Below are 21,799 nucleotides of genomic sequence, written 5' to 3'. Positions count from 1 at the left end.
CAGCATGCTTGTGTTGGCAGGGCAAGGGTCTCGTTCTATTGGAAGAGCCATGCTGTTCTGGGTCATAGCCGCAATCCTGACGCTGGGCGCGAGCCTGGCGGTACTGCTGCCGTTGACCGGCGGTTCGAAGAACGCGTCCGCTGCCGGCGATCACGACCTTGAAGTCTATCGCGACCAGTTGGCCGAGCTTGACCGCGATATGGCGCGTGGCCTGATCCAGCCAATTGAGGCCGAAGAGGCTCGCGCCGAAATCGCCCGCCGTATCCTTCGCCTGAGCAATGCCGGCCAGGCTGACGACACGGCGACGCAGCCGTCGCGGTCGACAAGGCTGGTGGCGACGGCTGCCGTGCTGGTTGTTCCGCTGGTCAGCTGGGGCCTCTATGGCCAGCTCGGCTCACCCGACCTGCCGTCGCAGCCGCTCAGCGAACGCCTGGCCAAGAACCCCGCCGATAGCTCGGTCGACGAGCTGATAGCCCGCGCCGAGGCGCACCTGGCGGCCAACCCATCCGATGGCCGCGGCTGGGACGTGCTGGCGCCGGTCTATCTGCGCATGCAGCGATACGCCGATGCGGTAACCGCCTATCGCAACGCCATCCGCCTCGACGGCGACAGCGCTGCCCGTCAGGCGGGTCTTGGCGAGGCGATCGCCAATGCGGCCGGCGGCATTGTCTCGGCCGAAGCGCAGGCGGCGTTCGAGGCGGCGTTGAAGCTCGATCCGGCCAACCCGAAGGCCTCGTTCTATCTCGCCATGGGCATGGCACAGGAGGGCCGCTTAGCTGAAGCCACGGCGGCCTGGCAAAAGATGCTGGCCGCCTTGCCGCAGGGCTCGCCGTGGCGCGGTGCCGTCGAGCAGGCGCTGGCCGAATCCGCCGCCCGCAGCGTTGCTTCGGAAACGCCTGCGAAAGGGCCGAGCGCCGAGGATATCGATGCTGCTTCCTCGATGTCGCCGCAGGACCGGCAAGCCATGATCAGCACGATGGTTGCCGGCCTCGACGAAAAGCTTCGGCAAAATCCGCGCGACGAGGAAGGGTGGATGCAGCTCGTTCGTTCCTATGCCGTGCTGGGCAAGACAGATCAGGCGCGTGACGCGCTCAATCGCGGTATCGCCGTCTTTGGCGCGGACAGCGACCAGGCCAGGAAATTCACCGCCTTTGCCGCCTCGCTCGGCGTGACGGCGACGGAGTAGACGATGACGCGCAAGCAGAAACGACTGTCGGTGATCGTCGCAGGACTGGCGTTTCTCGGTGTTGCAACCGGGCTGACCTTCTATGCGCTTGGCCAGAAGGCCTCCTATTTCTACATGCCGGCCGATTTGGCCGCCGCCAGCCTTCAGCCGGGCCAGCGCATCAGGCTCGGCGGACTCGTCGAAAAAGGTACAGTAGAGCGTAGCCAAGGCGCCACCGTCGCCTTTTCGGTGACCGACAACCAGAAGGACGTCAAGGTTACCTATACCGGCATTCTTCCCGACCTTTTCCGGGAAGGGCAGGGCGTGATCACCGAAGGCTCGTTCGGCCCTGACGGGGTCTTTGTTGCCGACAGCGTGCTGGCCAAGCATGACGAGACCTATATGCCCAAGGAAGTGGCCGACGGCCTCAAGGCCAAGGGCGTATGGCAGGAGAGCAAGAGTGACTAGAGTGGTTCCGCAAAAGTGTTCCACGGTTTTGCGGCAAGAACCTGCGGCAAAACCTAGCGAGCGCGGCGACAATGGTTGAAACCGGACATTTCGCCCTGGTCCTGGCGTTTGCGCTGGCCCTGGTGCAGACGATGGTGCCGCTGTTCGGTGCGCGCACCGGCAACCACAAGATGATGGCCGTCGGCGCACCGGCCGCGCTGACCGGCTTTGCCTTGACGGCGCTGTCTTTCGTGGCGCTGGCAACTGCCTACGCCGGCTCCGACTTCTCGGTGGAAAGCGTCTGGGAGAACTCGCATTCGCTGCAGCCGCTGATCTACAAGATCACCGGAACCTGGGGCAATCATGAAGGCTCGATGCTGCTCTGGGTGCTGATCCTGACCTTCTTCGGCGCGCTCGTCGCCGTCTTCGGCGGCAATCTTCCGGCGACGCTCCGGGCCAATGTGCTTGCCGTGCAGGGAGCGATCGGCGCCACTTTCTTCCTGTTCATCCTGACGACGTCGAACCCGTTCGTCAGGCTCAATCCGGCGCCTATCGAAGGCCGCGATCTCAACCCGATCTTGCAGGACCTCGGCCTCGCCATCCATCCGCCGCTGCTCTATCTCGGCTATGTCGGTTTCTCGATCTGCTTTTCCTTCTCGGTCGCTGCCCTCATCGAGGGCCGCATCGACGCTTCGTGGGCGCGCTGGGTAAGGCCGTGGACATTGGTTGCCTGGATGTTCCTCACCGGCGGCATCGCCATGGGCTCCTACTGGGCCTACTACGAGCTCGGTTGGGGCGGCTTCTGGTTCTGGGATCCGGTCGAGAACGCATCCTTCATGCCGTGGCTGGCGGGCACGGCGCTGCTGCATTCGGCGATCGTCATGGAAAAGCGCTCGGCGCTGAAGATCTGGACGCTGCTTCTGGCGATCCTGACCTTCTCGCTGTCGCTGCTCGGCACCTTCCTGGTGCGTTCCGGCGTGCTGACCTCGGTGCACGCCTTCGCCACCGATCCGACGCGCGGCGTTTTCATCCTCTGCATTCTGACGCTGTTCATCGGCGGGTCGCTGGCGCTGTTTGCCTTGCGCGCCTCGCGGCTGACGGCCGGCGGCCTGTTTCACCCGATCTCGCGCGAAGGCGCACTGGTGCTGAACAATCTTTTCCTGACCACCGCCACCGCCACCGTGCTGGTCGGCACGCTCTACCCGCTGGTCATCGAAGCCCTGTCTGCCGACAAGATTTCGGTCGGCGCGCCGTTCTTCAACCTGACATTCGGCCCGCTGATGGTGCCGCTGCTGGTCGTCGTGCCGTTCGGGCCTCTGCTCGCCTGGAAGCGCGGCGACATTTTCGCGGTCGCCCAGCGCCTGATGGCGGCTTTCGCGGCGGCGCTGCTCGCCGTGCTGGTGACGGCCCTGTTCATCGATGGCACTTCGGTGTTGGCGGCACTCGGTGTCGGCCTTGCCTTCTGGCTGATCTGCGGCGCGCTCACCGATCTCGCCGTCAAATCCGGCTTCGGCACCGTCGCGCCCGCCACCATGCTCAGGCGCTTCGCCGGCCTGCCGCGCTCGGTCTTCGGCACAGCACTTGCGCATCTCGGTCTCGGCCTGACGACGCTCGGCATTGTCGGCACGCTTTGCTTCGGCACCGAAAAAATCCTGTCGATGCAGGCCGGCGAGACCGTCGAACTGTCCGGCCACAAGCTGCGCTTCGAGGGGCTCTACCCGGCCCAGGGGCCCAACTACAGTGAGGATCGCGGCCGCTTCGCCCTGCTTGGCGCCGACGGCAGCGTCACCGGCGAGATCACCTCGGCCAAGCGCTCATATCCGGTGCGCCAGATGACCACGACCGAATCTGGCATCAGGACGATCGGCTTCAGCCAGCTCTATCTTTCGCTTGGCGACGAGGGCAGCGATGGCTCTGTGGTCGTTCGTCTGTGGTGGAAGCCGCTGGTGACGCTGATCTGGGGCGGCGGACTGGTGATGATGGCGGGTGCGGCGATGTCACTGCTCGACCGCCGCCTGCGCGTCGGCGCACCGTCGCGCCGCAAGGCTGCGGCCGCTGTGCCATCGGCGAGCCCGCAATGAGAAGGGTCACACTGGCCTCGCTGATCCTGCTGCTGGCGCTGTTGTTCGCCGGCGCCGCCCAGGCAGTCAAGCCCGACGAGGTGCTGGCCGACCCTGCGCTCGAGGCGCGGGCGCGCGCTTTGTCGGAAGGCTTGCGCTGCATGGTCTGCCAGAACCAGTCGATCGACGAGTCCGATGCCGATCTTGCCCGTGACCTGCGCATTCTTGTGCGCCAGCGCCTGGTCGCCGGCGATACCGATCGGCAGGTGATGGACTATGTCGTTTCGCGCTACGGCGAATTCGTGCTGCTGAAGCCACGCTTCAATCTGCGCAATGTCTTGCTCTGGGGAACGCCAGTTCTTCTGCTGCTGGCCGGCGGCATGTTCATCCTGCTGGCTGCCCGCTCGCGCCGCTCGACGGCAACCGCTGCATTAAGTGCCGAGGAACAGGCGGCGTTGGACAAGATGCTGGGTAACTAATCCGCTAATCCGGCCATTCCTCAGGCGGCCAGTCCCGCGACGTGTGAATGACATGCAAGATAACAACGCTCTCACGGCTGGCGATCGGCCGCAGCTCATAGACGATGATGTAGGGCAGGCGGCTGATGGGTTTCTCATAGGTACCTGTTACCCGGCCCGGCCGGCCGGTCGCCATATCGCCAAGACTCCGGCCCGTGTCGCGAATACGGTCCGCGAGGCGTCTGGCGGCGGCCGGGTTCTCTCGTGCGACGAAGGCGACTTGCTGCTTAACGTCGTCCAGCGCTTCTCGCGACCAGGCGACGAACCGCTTCACGCCTTGTTCGCGCGTTTGGCTTCCGCCGCTTCGATCATGGCGTCGATTTCCGCCATGGCCTCGTTGTGAGGCACGACACGGCCGGCTGCCGCGTCGGCTATGCCGCGTTTGATGCCTTCGATGATCTCAAGCTCGCGATCGACATAGGCCGAAACCGCCTCGGCCGCGAGGAAGGATTTACTGCGCCGAGTGTTGGCGGCGATCTGCTCAAGCTTCAGCTTGGTTTCGGACGAAACCCGAATCGTCATGGTGGCGCTTGCTGTCATAGTGAAAGCCTTGTGCTGAACTGTGTACAACATAGGGCACCGAACGGGCACGACCAAGAGATTTATGCGCCCTTGTTGGTGATACATTACGAAAGTTTCATGTACCGGAAATGGCGCCGTAATGTGCGGCTCTCTATTTCCTTTGTCGAGGATGCCAATCAAGGGGCGTCCCTTGAAAAGAGGATACGAGAACCATGAATGTTGCCCCCAATTCATATCTGCGCACCCGCAAACGCCTGCTGGCCGCAGCCGCATCCCTGGCCATTGCCGGCGCGATCGGCTTTGGTGCTGTTGCCACCGGGACAGCCCCGGTGCTGGCCGACGCCGTGCGTGTCGAGGCACCGCAGGTCCCGAGCTTCGCCGATGTGGTCGAGCGCGTTTCGCCAGCGGTCGTCAGCGTGCGCGTCAAGGCCAAGATCCAGTCGACGGCCGATGACGGTTCCGGCCAGATGGACGACGAGGACGGGTTAGGCAATCTTCCCGACAACCCGCAGCTGCGCCGGTTCTTCCGCGAATTCCGCGGCTTTGGCGATCAAGGCGGCGATCAGGGCCCGAACGGAATGCGCCGTTTTGGACATCGTGACCGCAACAACGACCAGCCGCGGCCGGTGGCGCAAGGGTCCGGCTTCTTCATCTCCGATGACGGCTATCTCGTCACCAACAACCATGTCGTCGAGGAGGGCACCGCCTTCACCGTGGTGACCAATGACGGCAAGGAACTCGACGCCAAGCTGATCGGCACCGATCCGCGCACCGATCTTGCCGTGCTCAAGGTCGATGACGGCAGCAAGTTCACCTATGTCGACTTCGCCGATGATTCCAAGGTTCGCGTTGGCGACTGGGTGGTGGCTGTCGGCAATCCGTTCGGCCTCGGCGGCACGGTTACCGCAGGCATCGTTTCGGCCCGCGGCCGCGATATCGGCGCCGGCCCCTATGACGACTTCATCCAGATCGATGCCTCGGTGAACCGCGGCAATTCGGGCGGCCCGACCTTCAACCTCAACGGCCAGGTCGTCGGCATCAACACCGCGATCTTCTCGCCGTCGGGCGGCAGCGTCGGCATTGCCTTCGACATTCCCGCTTCGACCGCCAAGCAGGTCGTACAGGATCTGATGAAGAACGGCACCGTGCAGCGCGGCTGGCTCGGCGTCGAGATCCAGCCGGTCACCCCCGAAATCGCCGAGTCGCTTGGCCTTGGGTCCGGCAAGGGCGCGCTCGTTGCCAGCGCGCAGGACAATGGTCCCGGCAAGAAGGCCGGCATCACCGCCGGTGACGTGATCACCCAGGTGGACGGCAAGGACGTTGCTTCGCCGAAGGAACTCGCCCGTCTGATCGGCGCTTACCCGCCCGGCAAATCGGTCGATGTCACAGTGTGGCGCAACGGCAAGAGCGAGGCGGTCAAGGTCGATCTCGGCAAGCTGCCGTCGAGCGACAAGCAGGCCTCGGCCGACCAGCAGCCTGCCCCCGCGCCGAAGACCGACACGCTCGCCGATCTCGGCCTGACCGTCACCAAGTCCGACAATGGCAAGGGCCTTGTGGTGACCGACGTCGACCCCGACAGCGATGCCGCCGATCGCGGCATCCAGCCCGGCGACGTCATCACCTCCGTCAATTCGACGGAAGTGACCGGCACCGGCGACGTCGACAAGGCGATGGCCGACGCGGTGAAGTCTGGACGCAAGGCAGTGCTGATGCAGATCACCCGCGACGACAGCAACCGCTTCGTCGCGCTGCCTGTCGCCAAGGGCTGACGACCGGTTCGACTTTTCCGGAGTGGCGGTTTTCAACACCCCCGAGCCGCCGCACGGGAAAGCACGGGGCCTGAATGCGTTAGTCAGTCATCGTGTTCCGCCCCAGCGGCAGCGGGCTTCCCATCGTCCGCTGCCGCTCGAACATGCCGCTCAAGGCGTGAAGCGGTTTTAGGCTACGACATGCTAAAACAAAGACTTACCGCGTATCCCTGAATCACTTTGTTCGCGATACGCCATGGAGAAGGCCACGATGCATATGCCGGCCACTCAATCTTCCAGCGAAATCGCGTATAACGGTTCTATGAAGATTCTCGTCATAGAAGACGATCGCGAGGCAGCCGACTACCTGCAGAAGGCGTTCGCCGAGGCCGGCCATACCGCCCATGTCGCGGGCGACGGCGAAACCGGCTTCGCGCTCGCCGATTCCGGCGACTATGACGTCATGGTCGTCGACCGCATGATGCCGCGCCGCGACGGCCTGTCCGTCATCGCCGGGCTCAGGTCCCGGGGCAATACGACGCCCGTGCTGATCCTGTCGGCGCTGGGCGAAGTCGACGACCGGGTCACCGGTCTGCGCGCCGGCGGCGACGACTATCTGACCAAACCCTACGCCTTTTCCGAACTGCTCGCCCGCGTCGAGGTGCTGAACCGCCGCGCCAGCGCCAGGGAAGCCGAAACCGTCTACCGGGTCGGCGATCTCGAACTCGACCGGCTGTCGCACTCGGTGCGGCGCGCCGGGCGCGAGATAACGGTGCAGCCGCGCGAGTTCCGCCTGCTCGAATATTTGATGCGCCATGCCGGCCAGGTGGTGACGCGCACCATGCTGCTCGAGAATGTCTGGGACTACCATTTCGATCCGCAAACAAACGTCATCGACGTTCATATCTCGCGGCTGCGGGGCAAGATCGAGAAAGGCTTCGACAAGCCGATCCTGCACACGGTTCGCGGCGCCGGCTATATGCTGAAAAGCGGCTAGAACCCCATGGCTCTTTCCGTGCCGGCCATCATGAGGACGACGGCAGCGCGGCTTTCAGCGCTTTATCTTCTGCTTTTTGCGCTGTGCGCGGTGTTGCTGGTCTTGTACATGACCTCGCTGTCGGCGCGCATGCTGACCGCCCAGACGCAGGAGACGATCAACGACGAGGTGCTCGGCCTGGCCCGAGCCTATCAGCGCGGCGGCCTGCCGTTGCTGGTCCGCGTCGTCGAGCAACGCTCCCGCCAGCCCGGCGCCAATCTCTATCTGATCGCCGATGCCAACGGCCAGATCCTGACCGGCAACGTGCAGAGCCTGGAGCCGGGCGTGATCGAGGCCGAGGGCTGGACCACCGAACCGTTCTCCTACCGCCGCTTCGGCGAGGGCGAGCTCGAGCGGCAGCGCAACCCGGTCTCCGACCCGAACGAGCCCGCCCAGAGCGAAGTACAGGCCGAAGGCGAGAAAGGCCACAACGCCATTGCCCTGGTGCTGCGCCTGCCCAACCAGATGATCATGCTGGTCGGCCGCGACCTCGGCGAGCCGGAGCGCTTCCGCGCCGTCATTCGCCGCGCTCTGATGCTGGCGCTCGGCATGATGGGCGTCGGCGGGCTGCTGATCTGGTTCTTCGTCGGGCGCGCGGCGCTGAAGCGCATCGACAGCGTGTCGGAGGCGAGCCGCCGCATCATGGGCGGCGATCTTTCCGGCCGGCTGCCGGTCACCGGCGCCGGCGACGAGTTCGACCGGCTGTCGGAAAACCTCAACTCCATGCTGGCCAGGATCGCCACGCTGAACGAGGGCCTGAAGCAGGTCTCCGACAACATCGCCCACGACCTGAAAACGCCGCTGACCAGGCTGCGCAATCGCGCCGAGGCGACGCTTTCCGGCAAGCACAACACCAGCGACTACCGGCAGGCGCTGGAAGGAACGATCGCCGAATCCGATCAGCTGATAAAGACCTTCAACGCCATCCTGATGATCTCGCGACTGGAAGCCGGCTATTCCTCGGAAAGCACCGCCAGGGTTGATCTAGCCGCTGCCGTGCACGACGTCGTCGAACTCTACGAGCCGGTGGCGGAGGAGGCGGGCGTGACGCTCGAAACTTCGGTGCAAGGTTCTTTCGTCGTCAACGGCAATCGCGAGCTGATCGGCCAGGCGCTGTCCAACATCGTCGACAACGCGATCAAATATTCGACCGACTCGACCTCCAGGCCTACGGTTCGCGTGACGCTGGAGCGTGTCGACAGCGAGATCAGACTCGCCGTCTCCGACAACGGCCAGGGCATTCCCGACGATGTCGACCGTGCCAGGGTGACCGAGCGTTTCGTGCGGCTGGAAAAGAGCCGCTCGCAGCCGGGTTCCGGCCTTGGCTTGAGCCTCGCCAAGGCGATCATGACGTTCCACAATGGACGGCTTGAGCTTCTGCCCGGCAATCCCGGATTGTCCGTCGTCATGAGTTTTCCCGGGCGGGAGGGCCGCTGATGGTAGCGAGGATGGCAGTGCGACGCCTCGAAACGGACTGGCTGTTGAAGCCGGCGATAAAGCTCGTTCCGCTGGATGCAAGCCGCGCCAGGCAGGAATTGTCGGAGATCGCCGACGCCGCGCGGCAAAAAGAACTGCCGCGACTGGCGAAATTCTTGGCAGGCAAGGGGGTCGTCCAGGATTTCCTCGCCGCCGTGTTCGACCTGTCGCCGTTCCTGCGCGATACCGCGCGCCGCCGGCCGCGGATACTCGATGCGCTTTTCGACGGGACCATCGAGGCGCGGCTGGCATCGATCGGCACCGCGGTCGACAAGGCAGCACGCGTAGAGGCCGTCTCCGAAAGCAGCCTGATGATGGAGCTGCGCCAATGCAAGGCGGAGGCGCATTTCCTGATCGCCTTGGCCGATCTCGCCGGCGAGGCCGAGACCTCGTTGACGGTGAGGCGACTGAGCGACCTTGCCGACGCCTGCACGCGTGCGGCCGTCGATTTCCTGCTCCGCGACGCGCATGAGCAAGGCAAGCTCCGATTGCCGGATGCCAAAAATCCGGCGCGACGCTCGGGCTGGATCCTGCTCGGCATGGGCAAGCTCGGCGCGCATGAGTTGAACTTTTCCTCCGACATCGACCTCGTGGTCTTCTTCGACCCCGATGCGCCAGCCGTCGTCGATCCGCTCGACGCCACAGAGCTGTTTTCGCGCCTGACCCGCCGGCTGGTCCGCATTCTTCAGGACCGCACCGAGCACGGTTACGTCTTCCGCACCGATCTCAGACTTCGTCCCGACCCCGGCTCGACGCCGCTTGCGATCCCGGTCGAGGCGGCGCTGCGCTACTATGAGGCGCGCGGCCAGAACTGGGAGCGCGCCGCCATGATCAAGGCGCGCCCGGTGGCCGGCGATGTTGCCGCCGGCGCCGTCTTCCTAAAGGAACTGCAGCCCTATATCTGGCGCAAATACATGGACTATGCGGCGATTGCCGACGTCCATTCGATCAAGCGCCAGATTCACGCCCACAAGGGCCATGGCGAGGTCGCGGTTAAGGGCCATAACGTCAAGCTCGGCCGCGGCGGCATCCGCGAGATCGAGTTCTTCGTCCAGACCCAGCAGCTCATCGCCGGCGGCCGCTTTCCCGAACTGCGCGGCCGCGAGACCGTGCCGATGCTCGGCGAACTCTCCGCGCGCGGCTGGATCACCGCCGATGCGCGTGATGCGCTCACCAGGCAATACTGGTTCCTGCGCCGCGTCGAGCATGCCATCCAGATGGTTGCCGACGAGCAGACGCACATTCTGCCGGAGGACGAAGAGGGGCTGGAGCGCGTCGCCCGCATGCTGGGCTTTGCCGATGCGGCAGGCCTTGCCGAAACGTTCCGCGCGGCGCTGCACCAGGTCGAGCGCCACTATGCAGCGCTGTTCGAAACCGCGCCGGAGCTTTCGGCCGGCATCGGCAATCTGGTCTTTACCGGCGACGTCGACGATCCCGATACCCTGCAGACCTTGCAGCGGCTCGGCTTCCAGCGGCCGAGCGACATCTGCCGGGTTATTCGCGGCTGGCACTTCGGCCGTTACCGCGTCACCCGGTCGGCGGAGGCGCGCGAGCGGCTGACGGAACTGACGCCGGCGCTGCTGCAAGCCTTCGGCCAGACGCGGCGAGCGGACGAGGCGGTGATCCGCTTCGACGAATTCCTTGCCGGCCTGCCTGCCGGCATCCAGCTGTTTTCGCTGCTGCAGTCGAATCCGGCTTTGCTGAAGCTGATGGCCACGATCATGGGCGCGGCACCGCGGCTGGCCGCCATCATCACGCGCCGGCCGCATGTCTTCGATGGCTTGCTCGATCCGGCGCTGCTGAGCGAACTGCCCAACCGCGCCTATCTGTCGGCGCGCCTTGCCGCCTTCCTCGAAGGCGACAGGGCCTATGAGGACGTGCTCGACCGATTGCGCATCTTTGCTTCGGAGCAAAAATTCCTGATCGGCGTCAGGCTGCTTGCCGGGTCGATCGACCCGCCGCGCGCCGGCCGCGCTTTTTCCGATCTTGCCGACCTGACCATCGAGGCGGCATTGCAGGCGGTGATGGCGGAATTCGCTTTGCGTCATGGCTATATTGCCGGCGGCCGGGTCGCGCTGCTCGGCATGGGCAAGCTCGGCAGCCGCGAACTGACGGCGGGCTCCGACGTCGACCTCATCCTGCTCTACGATCACGACGCCGATGCGGAGGAGTCCGACGGCGACAAGCCGCTTGCCCCGTCGCATTACTACAGCCGGCTGACGCAGCGGCTGATCGCCGCCGTTTCAGCGCCGACGGCCGAGGGCGTGCTCTACGAACTCGACCTTCGCCTGCGGCCGTCCGGCAACAAGGGGCCGGTTGCCACCCATGTCGACGCCTTCAAGAAGTATCAGCGCCAGGACGCCTGGACATGGGAGCACATGGCGCTGGCGCGAGCCCGTGCGATCGGCGGCGATGCCGAGCTCTGCCGCGAGGTCGAAGGGGAAGTTGCCGCAGTGCTCGCTCTGCCGCGCGATCCAGCCAAGGTGATGGCCGAGGCATCCGAGATGCGCGCCATGGTCGACAAGGAGAAGCCGCCGCGCGATCCCTGGGACATCAAGCTGATCCCGGGCGGCCTCATCGATCTCGAATTCATTGCCCAGGTTGCGCTGATCACGGGAAAGATCGAGGCAGGCCGCAGGGCCACCGGCACGGCTGAGGTCCTGTCGCGCCTGGCGCCGGATTTCGCCAGCGCCCAGGTCAGGCAGGAACTGGTGGATGCCTATTCGCTCTATCTGGCGCTGACCCAGATGATACGGCTTTGCCTCACCGGCGCGTTCGAACGCGACGACGTTCCGCCAGGGCTTTCGGATCTGCTTCTGGCGGTCACCGACCTGCCGGATTTCGGGGTGCTTGAAGCGCATCTCAAGGAGACGTCGCAGAAGGTCAGAAAGGATTTCGACCTTCTGCTTCGTGCGAAACAACCGTGACGGCAACCAGCCGTACGGGCGAGAGCATCGGACCGAACATTGCGACCTGTTTTTGGGAGGTTCCGATGTTCAATCAAAGAGATTAGAGCGGGGGATTGAAGGTCCGCCGCTCTAGCATCGGGGGTGACGATGCAACAGGAGAAGACCATGAGAAAGACAACCAGACTTGCACTCGTTTTCGCAGCCCTGGCCGGCGCAGTCGGCACCGCAGCCTATGCAGACGAGCACTCCGGCGCCGGGCCGCGCGACGGCATGATGATGCGACTCGGCAAGGTAATGAAGGACAATGACGGCACCATCACCTTCGACCAGTTCTCCGACGCCATGAACGCGCGGCTGAAGAAGATGGTCGCCGACAATGGCGGCAAGCTGACCGTGGCACAGCTCGCCGACGCACTGGAGAAGGCGCGCTTCGAGCAGATGGCCAGGCGCATCATCGCCCGTCACGACACCAAGGGCGACGGCACGCCGACCGCCGACGACATCGCCAGCCGTCAGAAGAAGGTCTTCGCCATGCTCGACCGTGACAATGACGGTAAGATCGAGAAGAACGAACTGCCGAAGGGTCCCGGCCGTCACCGCCAATGGGACGGCGAGGGCAATGGTGGCGCTGACGGCATGCAGTGAGAATTTGATAACCGCTCCGGCGGCGCGAGCCGCCGGAGATTTATTTTGTCGTTCAGGCAGCGGCCCTGACCGCCTGCGCGGTTTTCTTGATCGGGATGCGTACCGAGACGATCGTGCCGATGCTTTCGGTCGAGCGGATCTTCAACGCGCCACCCTGAAGCTCGGCCAGCGAGCGCGAGATGGCGAGGCCGAGGCCGGAGCCGGCATGGCTCTTGGAGAACTGGTTTTGCACCTGTTCGAATGGCCGCCCGAGCTTGCTCAGCGCCGCCTTCGGGATGCCGCAGCCATTGTCCTCGATCGTCAGGATCAGCGCGCTGGAAATGCTGCGGGCTCTGACCGAGATGTGGCCGCCTTGCCCGGTGAACTTCACCGCATTGGACAGAAGGTTGATGAGGATCTGCTTGATCGCCCTGCGGTCGGCGAACAGCGTCAGCGAATCGGCGATGCGGGTTTCGACGGTGATCGACTTTTCCGCCGCCTGCAGCGAAACGACGCGAACCGTTTCCCTGATAAGCGGGCAGAGATCGATTTCTTCCTGATCCAGCGCGAACTGGCCGGCCTCGATCTTCGACATGTCGAGGATGTCGTTGATCACACCGAGGAGATATTTGCCGCTGCCGTTGATGTCGGTGGCATACTCTTCGTAGCGCGGCGAACCCAGCGGTCCGAACAGCCGCCGTTCCATCAGTTCCGAGAAGCCGATGATCGCGTTGAGCGGGGTGCGCAACTCGTGCGACATGTTGGCCAGGAATTCGGATTTGGCCCGGTTTGCCGCTTCGGCGCGCTCGGTTTCCTTCATGTATTTGCGATTGAGCTCGACGAGCTCACGAGCCCGTTCTTCTTCCGCGCGGCGGGCAAGGCTGAGGTCGTGGATTGTCGCCATCAGCCGGCGCTCGCTGTCGACCAGCTTCTCCTGGTGCAGCTTGATCTGGGTGATGTCGGAGCCGACCGAGACAGTGCCGCCGTCCCTTGTCCGCAACTCGTTCACCTGCAGCCAGCGGCCGTCGGCAAGCTGGCGCTCGAAGGTCACGCCCCCCTGCGGTCCGTTGGTATTGGCAAGCCGCCGCTCCGAGGCGAAGGCCAGCATGCGTTCCTCTAGCACGGCGCGCGGAGCGCCCGGCATCACGTCGCGATCCGACAGGCCGTTGTCCTGCTGGTATTTGGAATTGCACATGATCAGGCGCTCGGACGAATCCCACAAGACGAAGGATTCGTTGATGTTTTCGATGGCTGTCCTCAGGCGCAGGTCCGCGGCTTCGGAGCGCAGCGCCAGGTGCCGCTGCTCGGTGACGTCGACGGCGATGCCGATCAGCTGGATCTCCGGCGCTTCCGGATCGATAACCTGTGCTCTTGCGCGCATCCAAACCCATTGCCCGTCGGCATGGCGCATCCGGAACACCTGGTCGATATGGTCGATCTCGCGTGCGACGATCCTGCTGGCGAGTTCGAACAAATCGCCGTCCTCGGGATGAATGATTTCGTCGACTTCGCCGAACGACAGCATCGTGTCGCAAGGCTCGTAGCCCAGCATGTCGTACATCGAGCGCGACCAGTACATCTTGCCGCGCACCATGTCCCAATCCCACAGACCGCAGCGGCCGCGTACCAGTGCCATGTCGATGCGCTGGTGGGCTTCGAGATAGATGCGGTCGGCGGTCTGGGCGCGCGCCGCCTGGCCGAAATAGGCGTAGAGGATGATGATCAGCACGCCGGCCGTCAGCACGAACAGCGTGACGTTGAGCGAGACCGTCTTGCGCCAGGCGTCAAAGACTGCCTCCTGCGGCACAAACGCTGCCGCGGCACCCCTTCGGCCATTCGCCAGGCTCACTGCCGCGTACCAGTCCTGTCCGCCGATGCTGACCTCCATCACCCCGGCGCGGTTGCCGAACATGAACAGCGGCTGCCCGCCCTGGACGACTCCATCGAGCGATCGCCCCTCCCAGCGCATCGACTGCGGCGATACGGCAATAATCTTGAAAGCGCTGTCGGTGATCGCCAGTACGTGGCTTCGCCCCATCGCGCCCTGACGACCGGTGCTCTCCAACAGGTCCTGGATTGCGCCGGGCGCGGAAACCACCGTCGCGTCGGCGGCGATCGAACTGGCCAGTTGGCCGGCGGCCAGCGCAAGGATCGCCTTGGCGTCGCGCTCGATCTCGTCGCGCTCGTTCATCAGCGACAGAAAGCGCAGCACTGCGATGATCAACAGAAACATGATGATGAGGGCCGGTATCGATCGCCGCAACAGCGGCTCGGCTGCCAGCAGCCGTCGGTAGGCAGGTTCGGCGATGAGCCGCGTATTGCCTGCGAGACCGTCGCTTCGCGCCTCGCGTCGCTCAAAAGCCGTCCCACCGGGCGCGCCCCACGCGTCCGCCTTCGCCATAAATGGCACTCCCCGATTTTCAATCTGCTTGGCGATCCGGCAACGCCGCACTTCCGAATCGTCAGTAAAGAATCAAACGTGATTCGCCTTGTCCAGAGGCGCGGCGAAAAAAGATTAAAAATCGACTAAAATAATGGGTTTTCGGGCGGGATGGCATTGTGGTGGTGAGTTGGCGCGTTGTCAGGCGAGGGTGCGCTCGACGATGTCTCGCAAATCGGCCGACAGCTTCTCGGTATTGGCGATCGAAAGCAACGCCTCCCTTGCCTTGGCCTGCCGCACCGGTTCGAGCGAGCGCCACGACCTGAGCGCCGTCGCCAGCCTGGCGGCCACCTGCGGGTTGCGTTTTTCGACCTGCAGCACCGTTTCGACGAAAAGCCGGTAGCCCTCGCCGTCGGCGCTATGGAAGCCGGTCTGGTTGGCACTGCAGAACGTGCCGATGAGCGCGCGTACCCGGTTCGGGTTGGCCATCGAGAACGCCGGATGGCTGGTCAAGGCGCGCACCGCGTCGACAGTTTGCGGGCCGGGCACGCTGGCCTGGATCTGGAACCATTTGTCCATCACCAGCGGATCGGTTGCATATTTCGCCTCGAAATCGGCCAGCGCCTTGGTCGCCTCAGGTGAGCCGTGGTGACGGTGCGCAAGCACGGTCAATGCCGCGGCCCGATCCGTCATGTTGGTCGCCGATTGGAAGTGCCGGGCAGCGAGTTCCGCACCTCCCGGTAGCAAGGAGAGATAATCCAGCAGGACATTGCGCAGCGCCCGCCGCCCGGCACTGGTCGCATCCGGGCTGAACGGATCATTGTCGGCGAGCCGATCGTAAAGTTTGGAGAATATCTCGCTGTTGGTCTCGGCGATCGCAACCGCCAGCGCCTCGCGCGCCGCGAAAATGGCGTCGGGGTCAATGTTCTTGCCTATGTCGCGGGCAATATCGGCCTCGCCGGGCAGCGCCAGGGCCAGCGCCCGATAGGCGGGTTCGAGTGCTTCGTCGCCGGCTATCTTGCCGGCAAGCTCGGTCAGCCGGGCACTGAACTCGGGTTGCCGGTGGTCCAGGATCTGACGGAAGGCTGCAATCAGCGCATCGGTCAAAAGCGTGTTGAACGCCTGCCAGCGCGAGAAGGCGTCGCTGTCGTGGCCAGCCAGAAAAAACTGGTCGTCGGGCCGCTGCTCGACCGAAAGCGTCACCGGCGCCGAAAAGCCACGGTTGAGCGACATGGCCGGACGCTCGGCAATCCCGGAAAACCTGACGACATGGCGGCGTTTGCGGATATGGATGACACCATCCTCGACGTTCGCCCCTTCGACGCCGCTATTGGCTATCGCCTCTCCGGCGGCGCCAACCAGGCCGAAGGCAAGCGGGATGTGCATCAGCCGCTTGCGGCTTTCCGACGGCGTTGGCGGCACTGACTGCTCGATTTCGAGCGTGAATTCGCGCGCTGCCGGATTATACGCCGAACTGACGGTCAGGTTCGGCGTACCGGCCTGATGATACCACAGCGAAAACTGCGACAGGTCGCGACCTGTGACGTCTTCGAACACTTTGATGAAGTCTTCGATCGTCGCCGCCTGGCCGTCGTGACGCTCGAAGTAGAGGTCCATGCCGGCGCGGAACGTCTCGGCGCCGAGGATAGTATGGATCATGCGCACGACTTCCGAGCCCTTTTCGTAGACCGTCGCCGTATAGAAATTGTTGATCTCGCGGTAGCGGCGCGGCCGCACCGGATGCGCCAGCGGCCCTTGGTCCTCGGGAAATTGATGGGCGCGCAGCGTACGAACCTCGGCTATGCGCTTGACGGCGCGCGAGCGCTGATCGGCGGAGAATTCGTGGTCGCGGAAAACCGTCAGCCCTTCCTTCAGGCAAAGCTGGAACCAGTCGCGGCAAGTGATTCTATTGCCTGTCCAATTGTGGAAGTACTCATGCGCGATGATGGCTTCGATATTGGCGAAATCGGCGTCGGTCGCAGTTTCCTGGTCGGCCAGCACATACTTGTCGTTGAAGATGTTAAGACCCTTGTTCTCCATCGCGCCCATATTGAAGTCGGACACGGCGACGATGTTGAAGACGTCGAGGTCGTATTCGCGGCCGAACGCCTCCTCGTCCCATTTCATCGACCGTTTCAAAGCGTCCATGGCGTAGCCGGCGAGCCTCTCTTTGCCCGGTTCGACATAGATTCCGAGCTCGACCTTGCGACCAGACAGGGTAACGAAACTGTCCGAGATCTTGCCGAGGTCGCCCGCCACCAGCGCAAACAAATAGGACGGCTTGGGGAACGGGTCATGCCAGACCGCATAGTGCCAGCCGGCGGCAAGCTCGCCGCCGTCGACCGGGTTGCCGTTGGACAAAAGCAGCGGCGCCTCACGGCGCTGAGCTTCAATGCGCACCGTATAAACCGACAGGATGTCGGGACGGTCGAGGAAATAAGTGATGCGGCGAAAGCCTTCGGCCTCGCACTGCGTGCAATAGACGTCGCTGGAGCGATAGAGGCCCATCAGCGCTTCGTTCTGCGCCGGCGCCAACACGGTTTCAATTCTCAGCTGGAAGCGCCTTACCGCAGGGGGGCTGATGATTGTGAGTTGATCGGGCGTGGTGAGAAAATCCGCAGGGCTCGGTTCCTGGCCGTCGATGGCGATGCTGCGGAGCGTCAGCCCGTCGCCATCCAGCACCAGTGGCACCGACGCCGCAATCCCGTCGCGACGTTCGACCGTCAGCACGGCGGTGACATGCGCTGCTTCAGGCGAAAGGCGGAAAGTCAGGCTGGTTTCCGGAATGAGATAATCACTGGGGCGATAGTCTTCGAGCTTGAAGACCTGGCCGGTATCTGTGCGCATTCCTTGATTTTTCCTGTCGATCCGGGAGCGGCGGGCGGGTCCGCTGGTCCAAATAATTTGAAGTCTGCGCTCTTTACACGAAACGCTCCCTCGACAAAACTGCAGCGACGTCTATTTCAGGCGATCATCTCCCAAGCATCATCGCGAGGCTTCCATGACCGTCGTCACGCCGAAATTCGGGATGAGCGCCTCTGTGTTGCGTCGCGAGGATCAGGCCTTCCTCAAAGGCGCCAGGAAGGCGGGTACGATCGGCTCGACGCCTGCCGCGCTCAATGCGGTGACCGACGCGATCTACCGCGCCTACGGCATCAGGCATATCGACATGCCGGCAACGCCGGCGCGCATCTGGGCGGCGATCGAGGAAGCAAAAGGGGCGTGACAGCCGAACCGGACTTGCCAGTGCTTGCTGCCGGCGACCACGCCGGCGAACACAGCACGCTGACCGGGATCGTCCTCAAGATCGTATCGGTGGCGGTCTTCGTCGGCATGTCGTCCTGCATCAAGGCGGCAGGCACCGTGCCGGCGGGCCAGATCGTCTTCTTCCGCTCCTTCTTTGCCATCTTTCCGATCATCGCCTTCCTCGCCTTCCAGGGAAAACTCGGAACCGCCTTTTCGACAAAGCGCCCGCTCAACCACATTGCGCGCGGCGTCGTCGGTGTCTGTGCCATGGGGCTCGGCTTCTTCGCGCTGACGCGGCTGCCGCTGCCGGAGGCGATCACGCTGAACTACGCGCAGCCGCTGCTGGTCGTGGTGTTCAGTTCGATCTTCCTCGGCGAAGCCATCCGCATCTATCGCTGGAGTGCGGTTGCCGTCGGCCTGGTCGGGGTGCTGATCATCTCATGGCCGGAACTGACGCTGCTCAGTTCGGGCGCTGCCCTTGGCGATCAGGAGGTGCTCGGCGTCATCGCCGCCCTCATAGCCGCGGCGATCTCGGCCATCGCCATGCTCCTGGTTCGCAACCTCGTCCAGAGCGAGCGGACGGCGACCATCGTGCTGTGGTTTTCGGTAACTGCGAGCGTCATGGCGCTGCTTTCGCTGCCATTTGGCTGGCAGGCGCTGACGCCAGCACAGGCGGGGCTTCTGATTGCCGCGGGTTTTTGCGGCGGGCTTGGCCAGATCCTGATGACCTCGGCCTATCGCCATGCCGAGGCTTCCGTCGTGGCACCTTTCGAATACACTTCGATGATCCTCGGCGTCGTCGTCGGCTATCTGGTCTTTGGCGACGTCGCAACGATCAACATGCTGGTCGGCGGCATGATCGTGGTTGCGGCGGGGATTTTCATCATCTGGCGCGAGCGCCAGCTGGGTCTCGAACGCACCCGCACCCGCAAGGCCGTCGCGCCGGAAGGGTGATCAGCCCTTCGCTGCGTCGGTCCGCTCTTTCGCCAGCCGCATCAGCACCGCCCGCGTCTGCTCGTTGGCGGGGAAAAAAGATTCGATCGCCAGCTCCGACAGCGTCACGTCGAGCGGCGTGCCGAACACGGTGATGGTGCTGATGAACGACAGCACCGCGTCGCCATGGGCAAGCTTGAGCGGATGGACAATCGCGTTCGGTTCGACCGGCGCTGGCCGGCTGCCTTTAAGGCCGGACGGATAGGCCCGAAGCTCGCGCTCGAGCTCGACCAGAACCGGATCGGCGGTAGCGTCGTTCTGCCGCTTCAGCCGCTCCAGAAGATGCGTCCGCCATTCCGCAAGGTTGACGATGCGCGGTGCGATGCCGCCGGGATGCAGGCTGAGGCGCAATACGTTGACCGGCGGCTTCAGCAGGGAGGCATCGGCGACATTGGCGAGGAACGGGCCGATGGCGGCGTTCGCCGACACCAGGTTCCAATGCCGGTCCACGGCAAGCGCCGGGAAAGGCTCGTGCGCCTTGAGCACGGTCTCGACCGCCGCCATCGCCGGTGCCATCGAGGCATCGTCAAGTGGTCGTTCGCTGAAGCTCGGGGCAAAGCCGGCGGCCAGCAGCAGCTGGTTGCGCTGCCTGAGCGGGATCGAAAGCTGCTCCGCCAGATGCAGCACCATATCACGCGAGGGTGCGGCGCGGCCGCTTTCCACGAAACTCAAATGCCGCTGCGAGATCTCGGCCTCCATAGCAAGGTCGAGCTGGCTCATGCGCCGGCGTGTACGCCATTCGCGAATGAGACTGCCGGCGGAAATCTGGGCTGCTGTCATGACGAGATGACTAGGCCGGCAGTGGGAGCATTTCAATTACCTGCGAGGTCATGATGCCGCCCTTCCTTCCTCGCAAGGGGAGAACGGAAGACGCGCTCGGCAATCTTACCCAAGCGCCCGCAACTTCGCCTTCACTTCGAGGAAATCCCGCCACGCCAGCTTCTTGTGCGCCGGCGTTCTCAACAAATAGGCCGGATGCAGGGTCGGCATGGCAGGAATGGCGACGCCGGACGGGGTCGTGTGGACGCGCCAGTTGCCGCGCAGCCGCAATATGCCTTCGGAGGTGTTGAGCAGGGTCTTTGCCGACGGGCCGCCGAGATTGACCAGCACCTTCGGATTGACCAGTTCGATCTGCCGCTCGATGAACGGCCGGCAGATCTCGGTCTCGTGCGGCGTCGGCGTGCGGTTGCCCGGCGGCCGCCAGGGAATCACGTTGGCGATGTAGGCAGATGTCCGGTCAAGACCGATCGCGGCCAGCATGCGGTCGAGCAGCCGGCCCGAGCGGCCGACGAACGGCAAGCCCTCTATGTCCTCGTCGCGCCCCGGCGCTTCGCCGACCAGCATCACCTCGGCAGTCGGATTGCCGTCGGCGAACACCAGGTTCTTGGCGGTGAATTTGAGATTGCAGCCGTCGAATGCCGCCATGTGCTGGCGAAGCTCGTCGAGGCTTGCCGCCGATCTCGCCAGTTGCCGCGCCAATGCCGCTTGCGCCTCGTCGGGCACCGTTGACATGGCCGGGGACGTTCGCATTGCCGGTGCTGTATTCGGTCTCTCGCCCATTTCGGCGCGCGACACGCTCGTCGAGCGTTGTGGCGCCGCATTTTCACCGGCCGGCATAGCGGCCGCCGCAGGAACCCGCACCGGTGGCCTGGCTTCTGCAAACCTGTTTACCGGCTGTTCTTCAAGTGCCTCGTCGACGCCGGCGCTGGCGTAGAAGGCCAGCAACTCGGCGAGATCGGCTCGGCTATTGTGGGGGGCGGCAGTCATGGTTTCACATTCGGCCGCGGAGCTTGAATTTGCAAGTTCAGCTCGACGGTATGCGTGGATCCTGCACCAGATAGAACGTCCAGCGCGGCGTGTAGTCGGTAATCAGGAAATAGAAGCTGGCGGTCTTCAGCGGGTCGATCTTGCCGTTCTTGAACAGCAGGCGGTCATAGGGTTCGAAATTGCGGTCGAAATCGGCGTAGCTGCTCGACCAGATATTTTCGGGCGTTTTGTTGCGCTGGTCGAACGACAGCCCGTCCCCGAACACGCTCGGCTGGTCGAGGATCTCCTGGAGTTCGAACTGGAACTCGACCCAGGCCTGGCCGCTATTGTTGAGCACGTCGATGCGCATGTACATCAGACCATTGGCGAAGTCTCCCGCCTTGCCGAACGGCTGGATCGGCTTGGTCGTGCGAATGGCCAGCGTTACCGGCGTCGCTGAATTCAGCTCTTCGGTGATGACCAGCGGATCCTCCTTCGTGCCGATGCCGGAAGCCCCGGTGATGCGGAAGCCGCCGCGCTCGTCGGAAAAGGAATAGGCGCCGGTTGCCCAGACCAGTTGCTGCTCGGCATGCGCAGCGAGGGCCGTCAGCGACAGAAGCGCCAAGAGTGCCGCACGGCAAATCCGGCCGGGCGTGAAAAAAAAGCGCGTCGATGAAAAGCCAGCCGGCCCGAATATGCGCATGGCGGGAAGTATGGCCGATAAGCAAGCCGTCGAACAATTAAAAACATCGGTGCGACATATCTCTGCAAACGGAATAGGATTGAAGATTGATGCTCGCCAAGGCGAATCTGTGCGGCAGGACGTGACTTTTTGACGAAATCGGTATTGTCACGTCCGCGCCGGTTTCCCGTCGCTATTTGATGCGCTATGCAGCGCGTGAGCCAGCAAGATGCCGGGACTAGCGAGC

19 protein-coding genes are annotated in these 21,799 nt (G+C 63.8%); 12 read left to right on the top strand and 7 right to left on the bottom strand.

Annotated elements, in window-relative coordinates:
- The first annotated feature begins 49 nt into the window (after window positions 1–49).
- The 4 genes from ccmI (at window position 50) to RQ479_RS10825 (ending at window position 4,151) form a co-directional block, all read left to right on the top strand.
- A complete protein-coding gene (ccmI, locus tag RQ479_RS10840; RefSeq protein WP_352469006.1) occupies window positions 50–1,186 on the top strand; it encodes a c-type cytochrome biogenesis protein CcmI in 1,137 nt (378 codons plus the stop codon).
- A 3-nt stretch (window positions 1,187–1,189) separates the two neighbouring features.
- Window positions 1,190–1,633, top strand: a complete 444-nt coding sequence (gene ccmE / locus RQ479_RS10835; protein WP_352717407.1) for a cytochrome c maturation protein CcmE — start codon at window positions 1,190–1,192, stop codon at window positions 1,631–1,633.
- A 71-nt stretch (window positions 1,634–1,704) separates the two neighbouring features.
- Window positions 1,705–3,693 carry a heme lyase CcmF/NrfE family subunit gene (locus RQ479_RS10830; RefSeq protein WP_376705049.1) on the top strand — a complete coding sequence of 663 codons (1,989 nt, stop codon included), beginning with the start codon at window positions 1,705–1,707 and terminating at the stop codon, window positions 3,691–3,693.
- Window positions 3,690–4,151 carry a cytochrome c-type biogenesis protein gene (locus RQ479_RS10825; protein ID WP_376705048.1) on the top strand — a complete coding sequence of 154 codons (462 nt, stop codon included), beginning with the start codon at window positions 3,690–3,692 and terminating at the stop codon, window positions 4,149–4,151. Before RQ479_RS10830 ends, RQ479_RS10825 begins: the two co-directional genes overlap by 4 nt.
- Before the next feature lie 4 nt (window positions 4,152–4,155).
- On the opposite strand, the gene RQ479_RS10820 is transcribed toward RQ479_RS10825, so the two are convergent.
- Both RQ479_RS10820 and RQ479_RS10815 read right to left on the bottom strand, forming a co-directional pair.
- Window positions 4,156–4,464, bottom strand: a complete 309-nt coding sequence (locus RQ479_RS10820; protein ID WP_376705047.1) for a type II toxin-antitoxin system RelE/ParE family toxin — start codon at window positions 4,462–4,464, stop codon at window positions 4,156–4,158.
- A complete protein-coding gene (locus RQ479_RS10815; protein ID WP_376705905.1) occupies window positions 4,461–4,730 on the bottom strand; it encodes a CopG family ribbon-helix-helix protein in 270 nt (89 codons plus the stop codon). Before RQ479_RS10815 ends, RQ479_RS10820 begins: the two co-directional genes overlap by 4 nt.
- A gap of 194 nt (window positions 4,731–4,924) precedes the next feature.
- Between RQ479_RS10815 and RQ479_RS10810 the strand changes: the two genes are divergently transcribed.
- The 5 genes from RQ479_RS10810 to RQ479_RS10790 all read left to right on the top strand — a co-directional run bounded on the left by RQ479_RS10810 (window position 4,925) and on the right by RQ479_RS10790 (window position 12,526).
- Window positions 4,925–6,481 carry a Do family serine endopeptidase gene (locus tag RQ479_RS10810; RefSeq protein WP_352469002.1) on the top strand — a complete coding sequence of 519 codons (1,557 nt, stop codon included), beginning with the start codon at window positions 4,925–4,927 and terminating at the stop codon, window positions 6,479–6,481.
- 301 nt (window positions 6,482–6,782) lie between these two features.
- Entirely contained in the window at window positions 6,783–7,457 is a 675-nt protein-coding gene (locus tag RQ479_RS10805; RefSeq protein WP_352469008.1) for a response regulator transcription factor, read from the top strand.
- Between the two features lie 6 nt (window positions 7,458–7,463).
- Entirely contained in the window at window positions 7,464–8,933 is a 1,470-nt protein-coding gene (locus RQ479_RS10800; protein WP_376705046.1) for an ATP-binding protein, read from the top strand.
- Window positions 8,933–11,899 carry a bifunctional [glutamine synthetase] adenylyltransferase/[glutamine synthetase]-adenylyl-L-tyrosine phosphorylase gene (locus RQ479_RS10795; protein ID WP_376705045.1) on the top strand — a complete coding sequence of 989 codons (2,967 nt, stop codon included), beginning with the start codon at window positions 8,933–8,935 and terminating at the stop codon, window positions 11,897–11,899. Before RQ479_RS10800 ends, RQ479_RS10795 begins: the two co-directional genes overlap by 1 nt.
- Window positions 11,900–12,046: 147 nt before the next feature.
- Window positions 12,047–12,526 (top strand): hypothetical protein, encoded by a 480-nt coding sequence (locus RQ479_RS10790; protein WP_376705044.1) that lies wholly within the window; start codon window positions 12,047–12,049, stop codon window positions 12,524–12,526.
- Between the two features lie 52 nt (window positions 12,527–12,578).
- Here the strand turns inward: RQ479_RS10790 and RQ479_RS10785 are convergent, their stop codons facing one another.
- Together RQ479_RS10785 and pepN are read right to left on the bottom strand one after the other, a co-directional pair.
- Window positions 12,579–14,906 (bottom strand): PAS domain-containing sensor histidine kinase, encoded by a 2,328-nt coding sequence (locus RQ479_RS10785; protein WP_376705043.1) that lies wholly within the window; start codon window positions 14,904–14,906, stop codon window positions 12,579–12,581.
- A 180-nt stretch (window positions 14,907–15,086) separates the two neighbouring features.
- Complete coding sequence (gene pepN / locus RQ479_RS10780; RefSeq protein ID WP_376705042.1) at window positions 15,087–17,732, bottom strand: aminopeptidase N; 2,646 nt, start codon at window positions 17,730–17,732, stop codon at window positions 15,087–15,089.
- 154 nt (window positions 17,733–17,886) lie between these two features.
- Here pepN and RQ479_RS10775 point away from each other — a divergent pair, with 154 nt between their 5' ends.
- A complete protein-coding gene (locus tag RQ479_RS10775) occupies window positions 17,887–18,111 on the top strand; it encodes a hypothetical protein (protein ID WP_376706083.1) in 225 nt (74 codons plus the stop codon).
- A complete protein-coding gene (locus tag RQ479_RS10770; RefSeq protein WP_376705041.1) occupies window positions 18,108–19,085 on the top strand; it encodes a DMT family transporter in 978 nt (325 codons plus the stop codon). The genes RQ479_RS10775 and RQ479_RS10770 overlap by 4 nt, the downstream gene beginning before the upstream one ends.
- Here the strand turns inward: RQ479_RS10770 and RQ479_RS10765 are convergent, their stop codons facing one another.
- From RQ479_RS10765 to RQ479_RS10755, 3 genes are all read right to left on the bottom strand, one after another.
- Window positions 19,086–19,904, bottom strand: coding sequence for a helix-turn-helix domain-containing protein (locus RQ479_RS10765; RefSeq protein ID WP_376705040.1), 819 nt, complete (start codon window positions 19,902–19,904; stop codon window positions 19,086–19,088).
- Window positions 19,905–20,009: 105 nt separating this feature from the next.
- Window positions 20,010–20,891 carry a uracil-DNA glycosylase family protein gene (locus tag RQ479_RS10760; protein WP_292660023.1) on the bottom strand — a complete coding sequence of 294 codons (882 nt, stop codon included), beginning with the start codon at window positions 20,889–20,891 and terminating at the stop codon, window positions 20,010–20,012.
- 37 nt (window positions 20,892–20,928) lie between these two features.
- A complete protein-coding gene (locus RQ479_RS10755; protein WP_376705039.1) occupies window positions 20,929–21,573 on the bottom strand; it encodes a hypothetical protein in 645 nt (214 codons plus the stop codon).
- On the opposite strand from RQ479_RS10755, the gene RQ479_RS10750 reads away from it, so the two are divergent.
- Window positions 21,524–21,706: a hypothetical protein gene (locus RQ479_RS10750; protein ID WP_352469009.1), complete on the top strand. Its 183-nt coding sequence runs from the start codon at window positions 21,524–21,526 to the stop codon at window positions 21,704–21,706. The genes RQ479_RS10755 and RQ479_RS10750 overlap by 50 nt on opposite strands.
- The last annotated feature ends 93 nt before the right edge of the window (window positions 21,707–21,799 follow it).

The organism is Mesorhizobium sp. ISC25, from assembly GCF_042295465.1.
Taxonomy (GTDB): domain Bacteria; phylum Pseudomonadota; class Alphaproteobacteria; order Rhizobiales; family Rhizobiaceae; genus Mesorhizobium.
The sequence above is the reverse complement of the archived record's forward strand: the minus strand, read 5'-3'. Positions and strand labels throughout refer to the sequence as shown.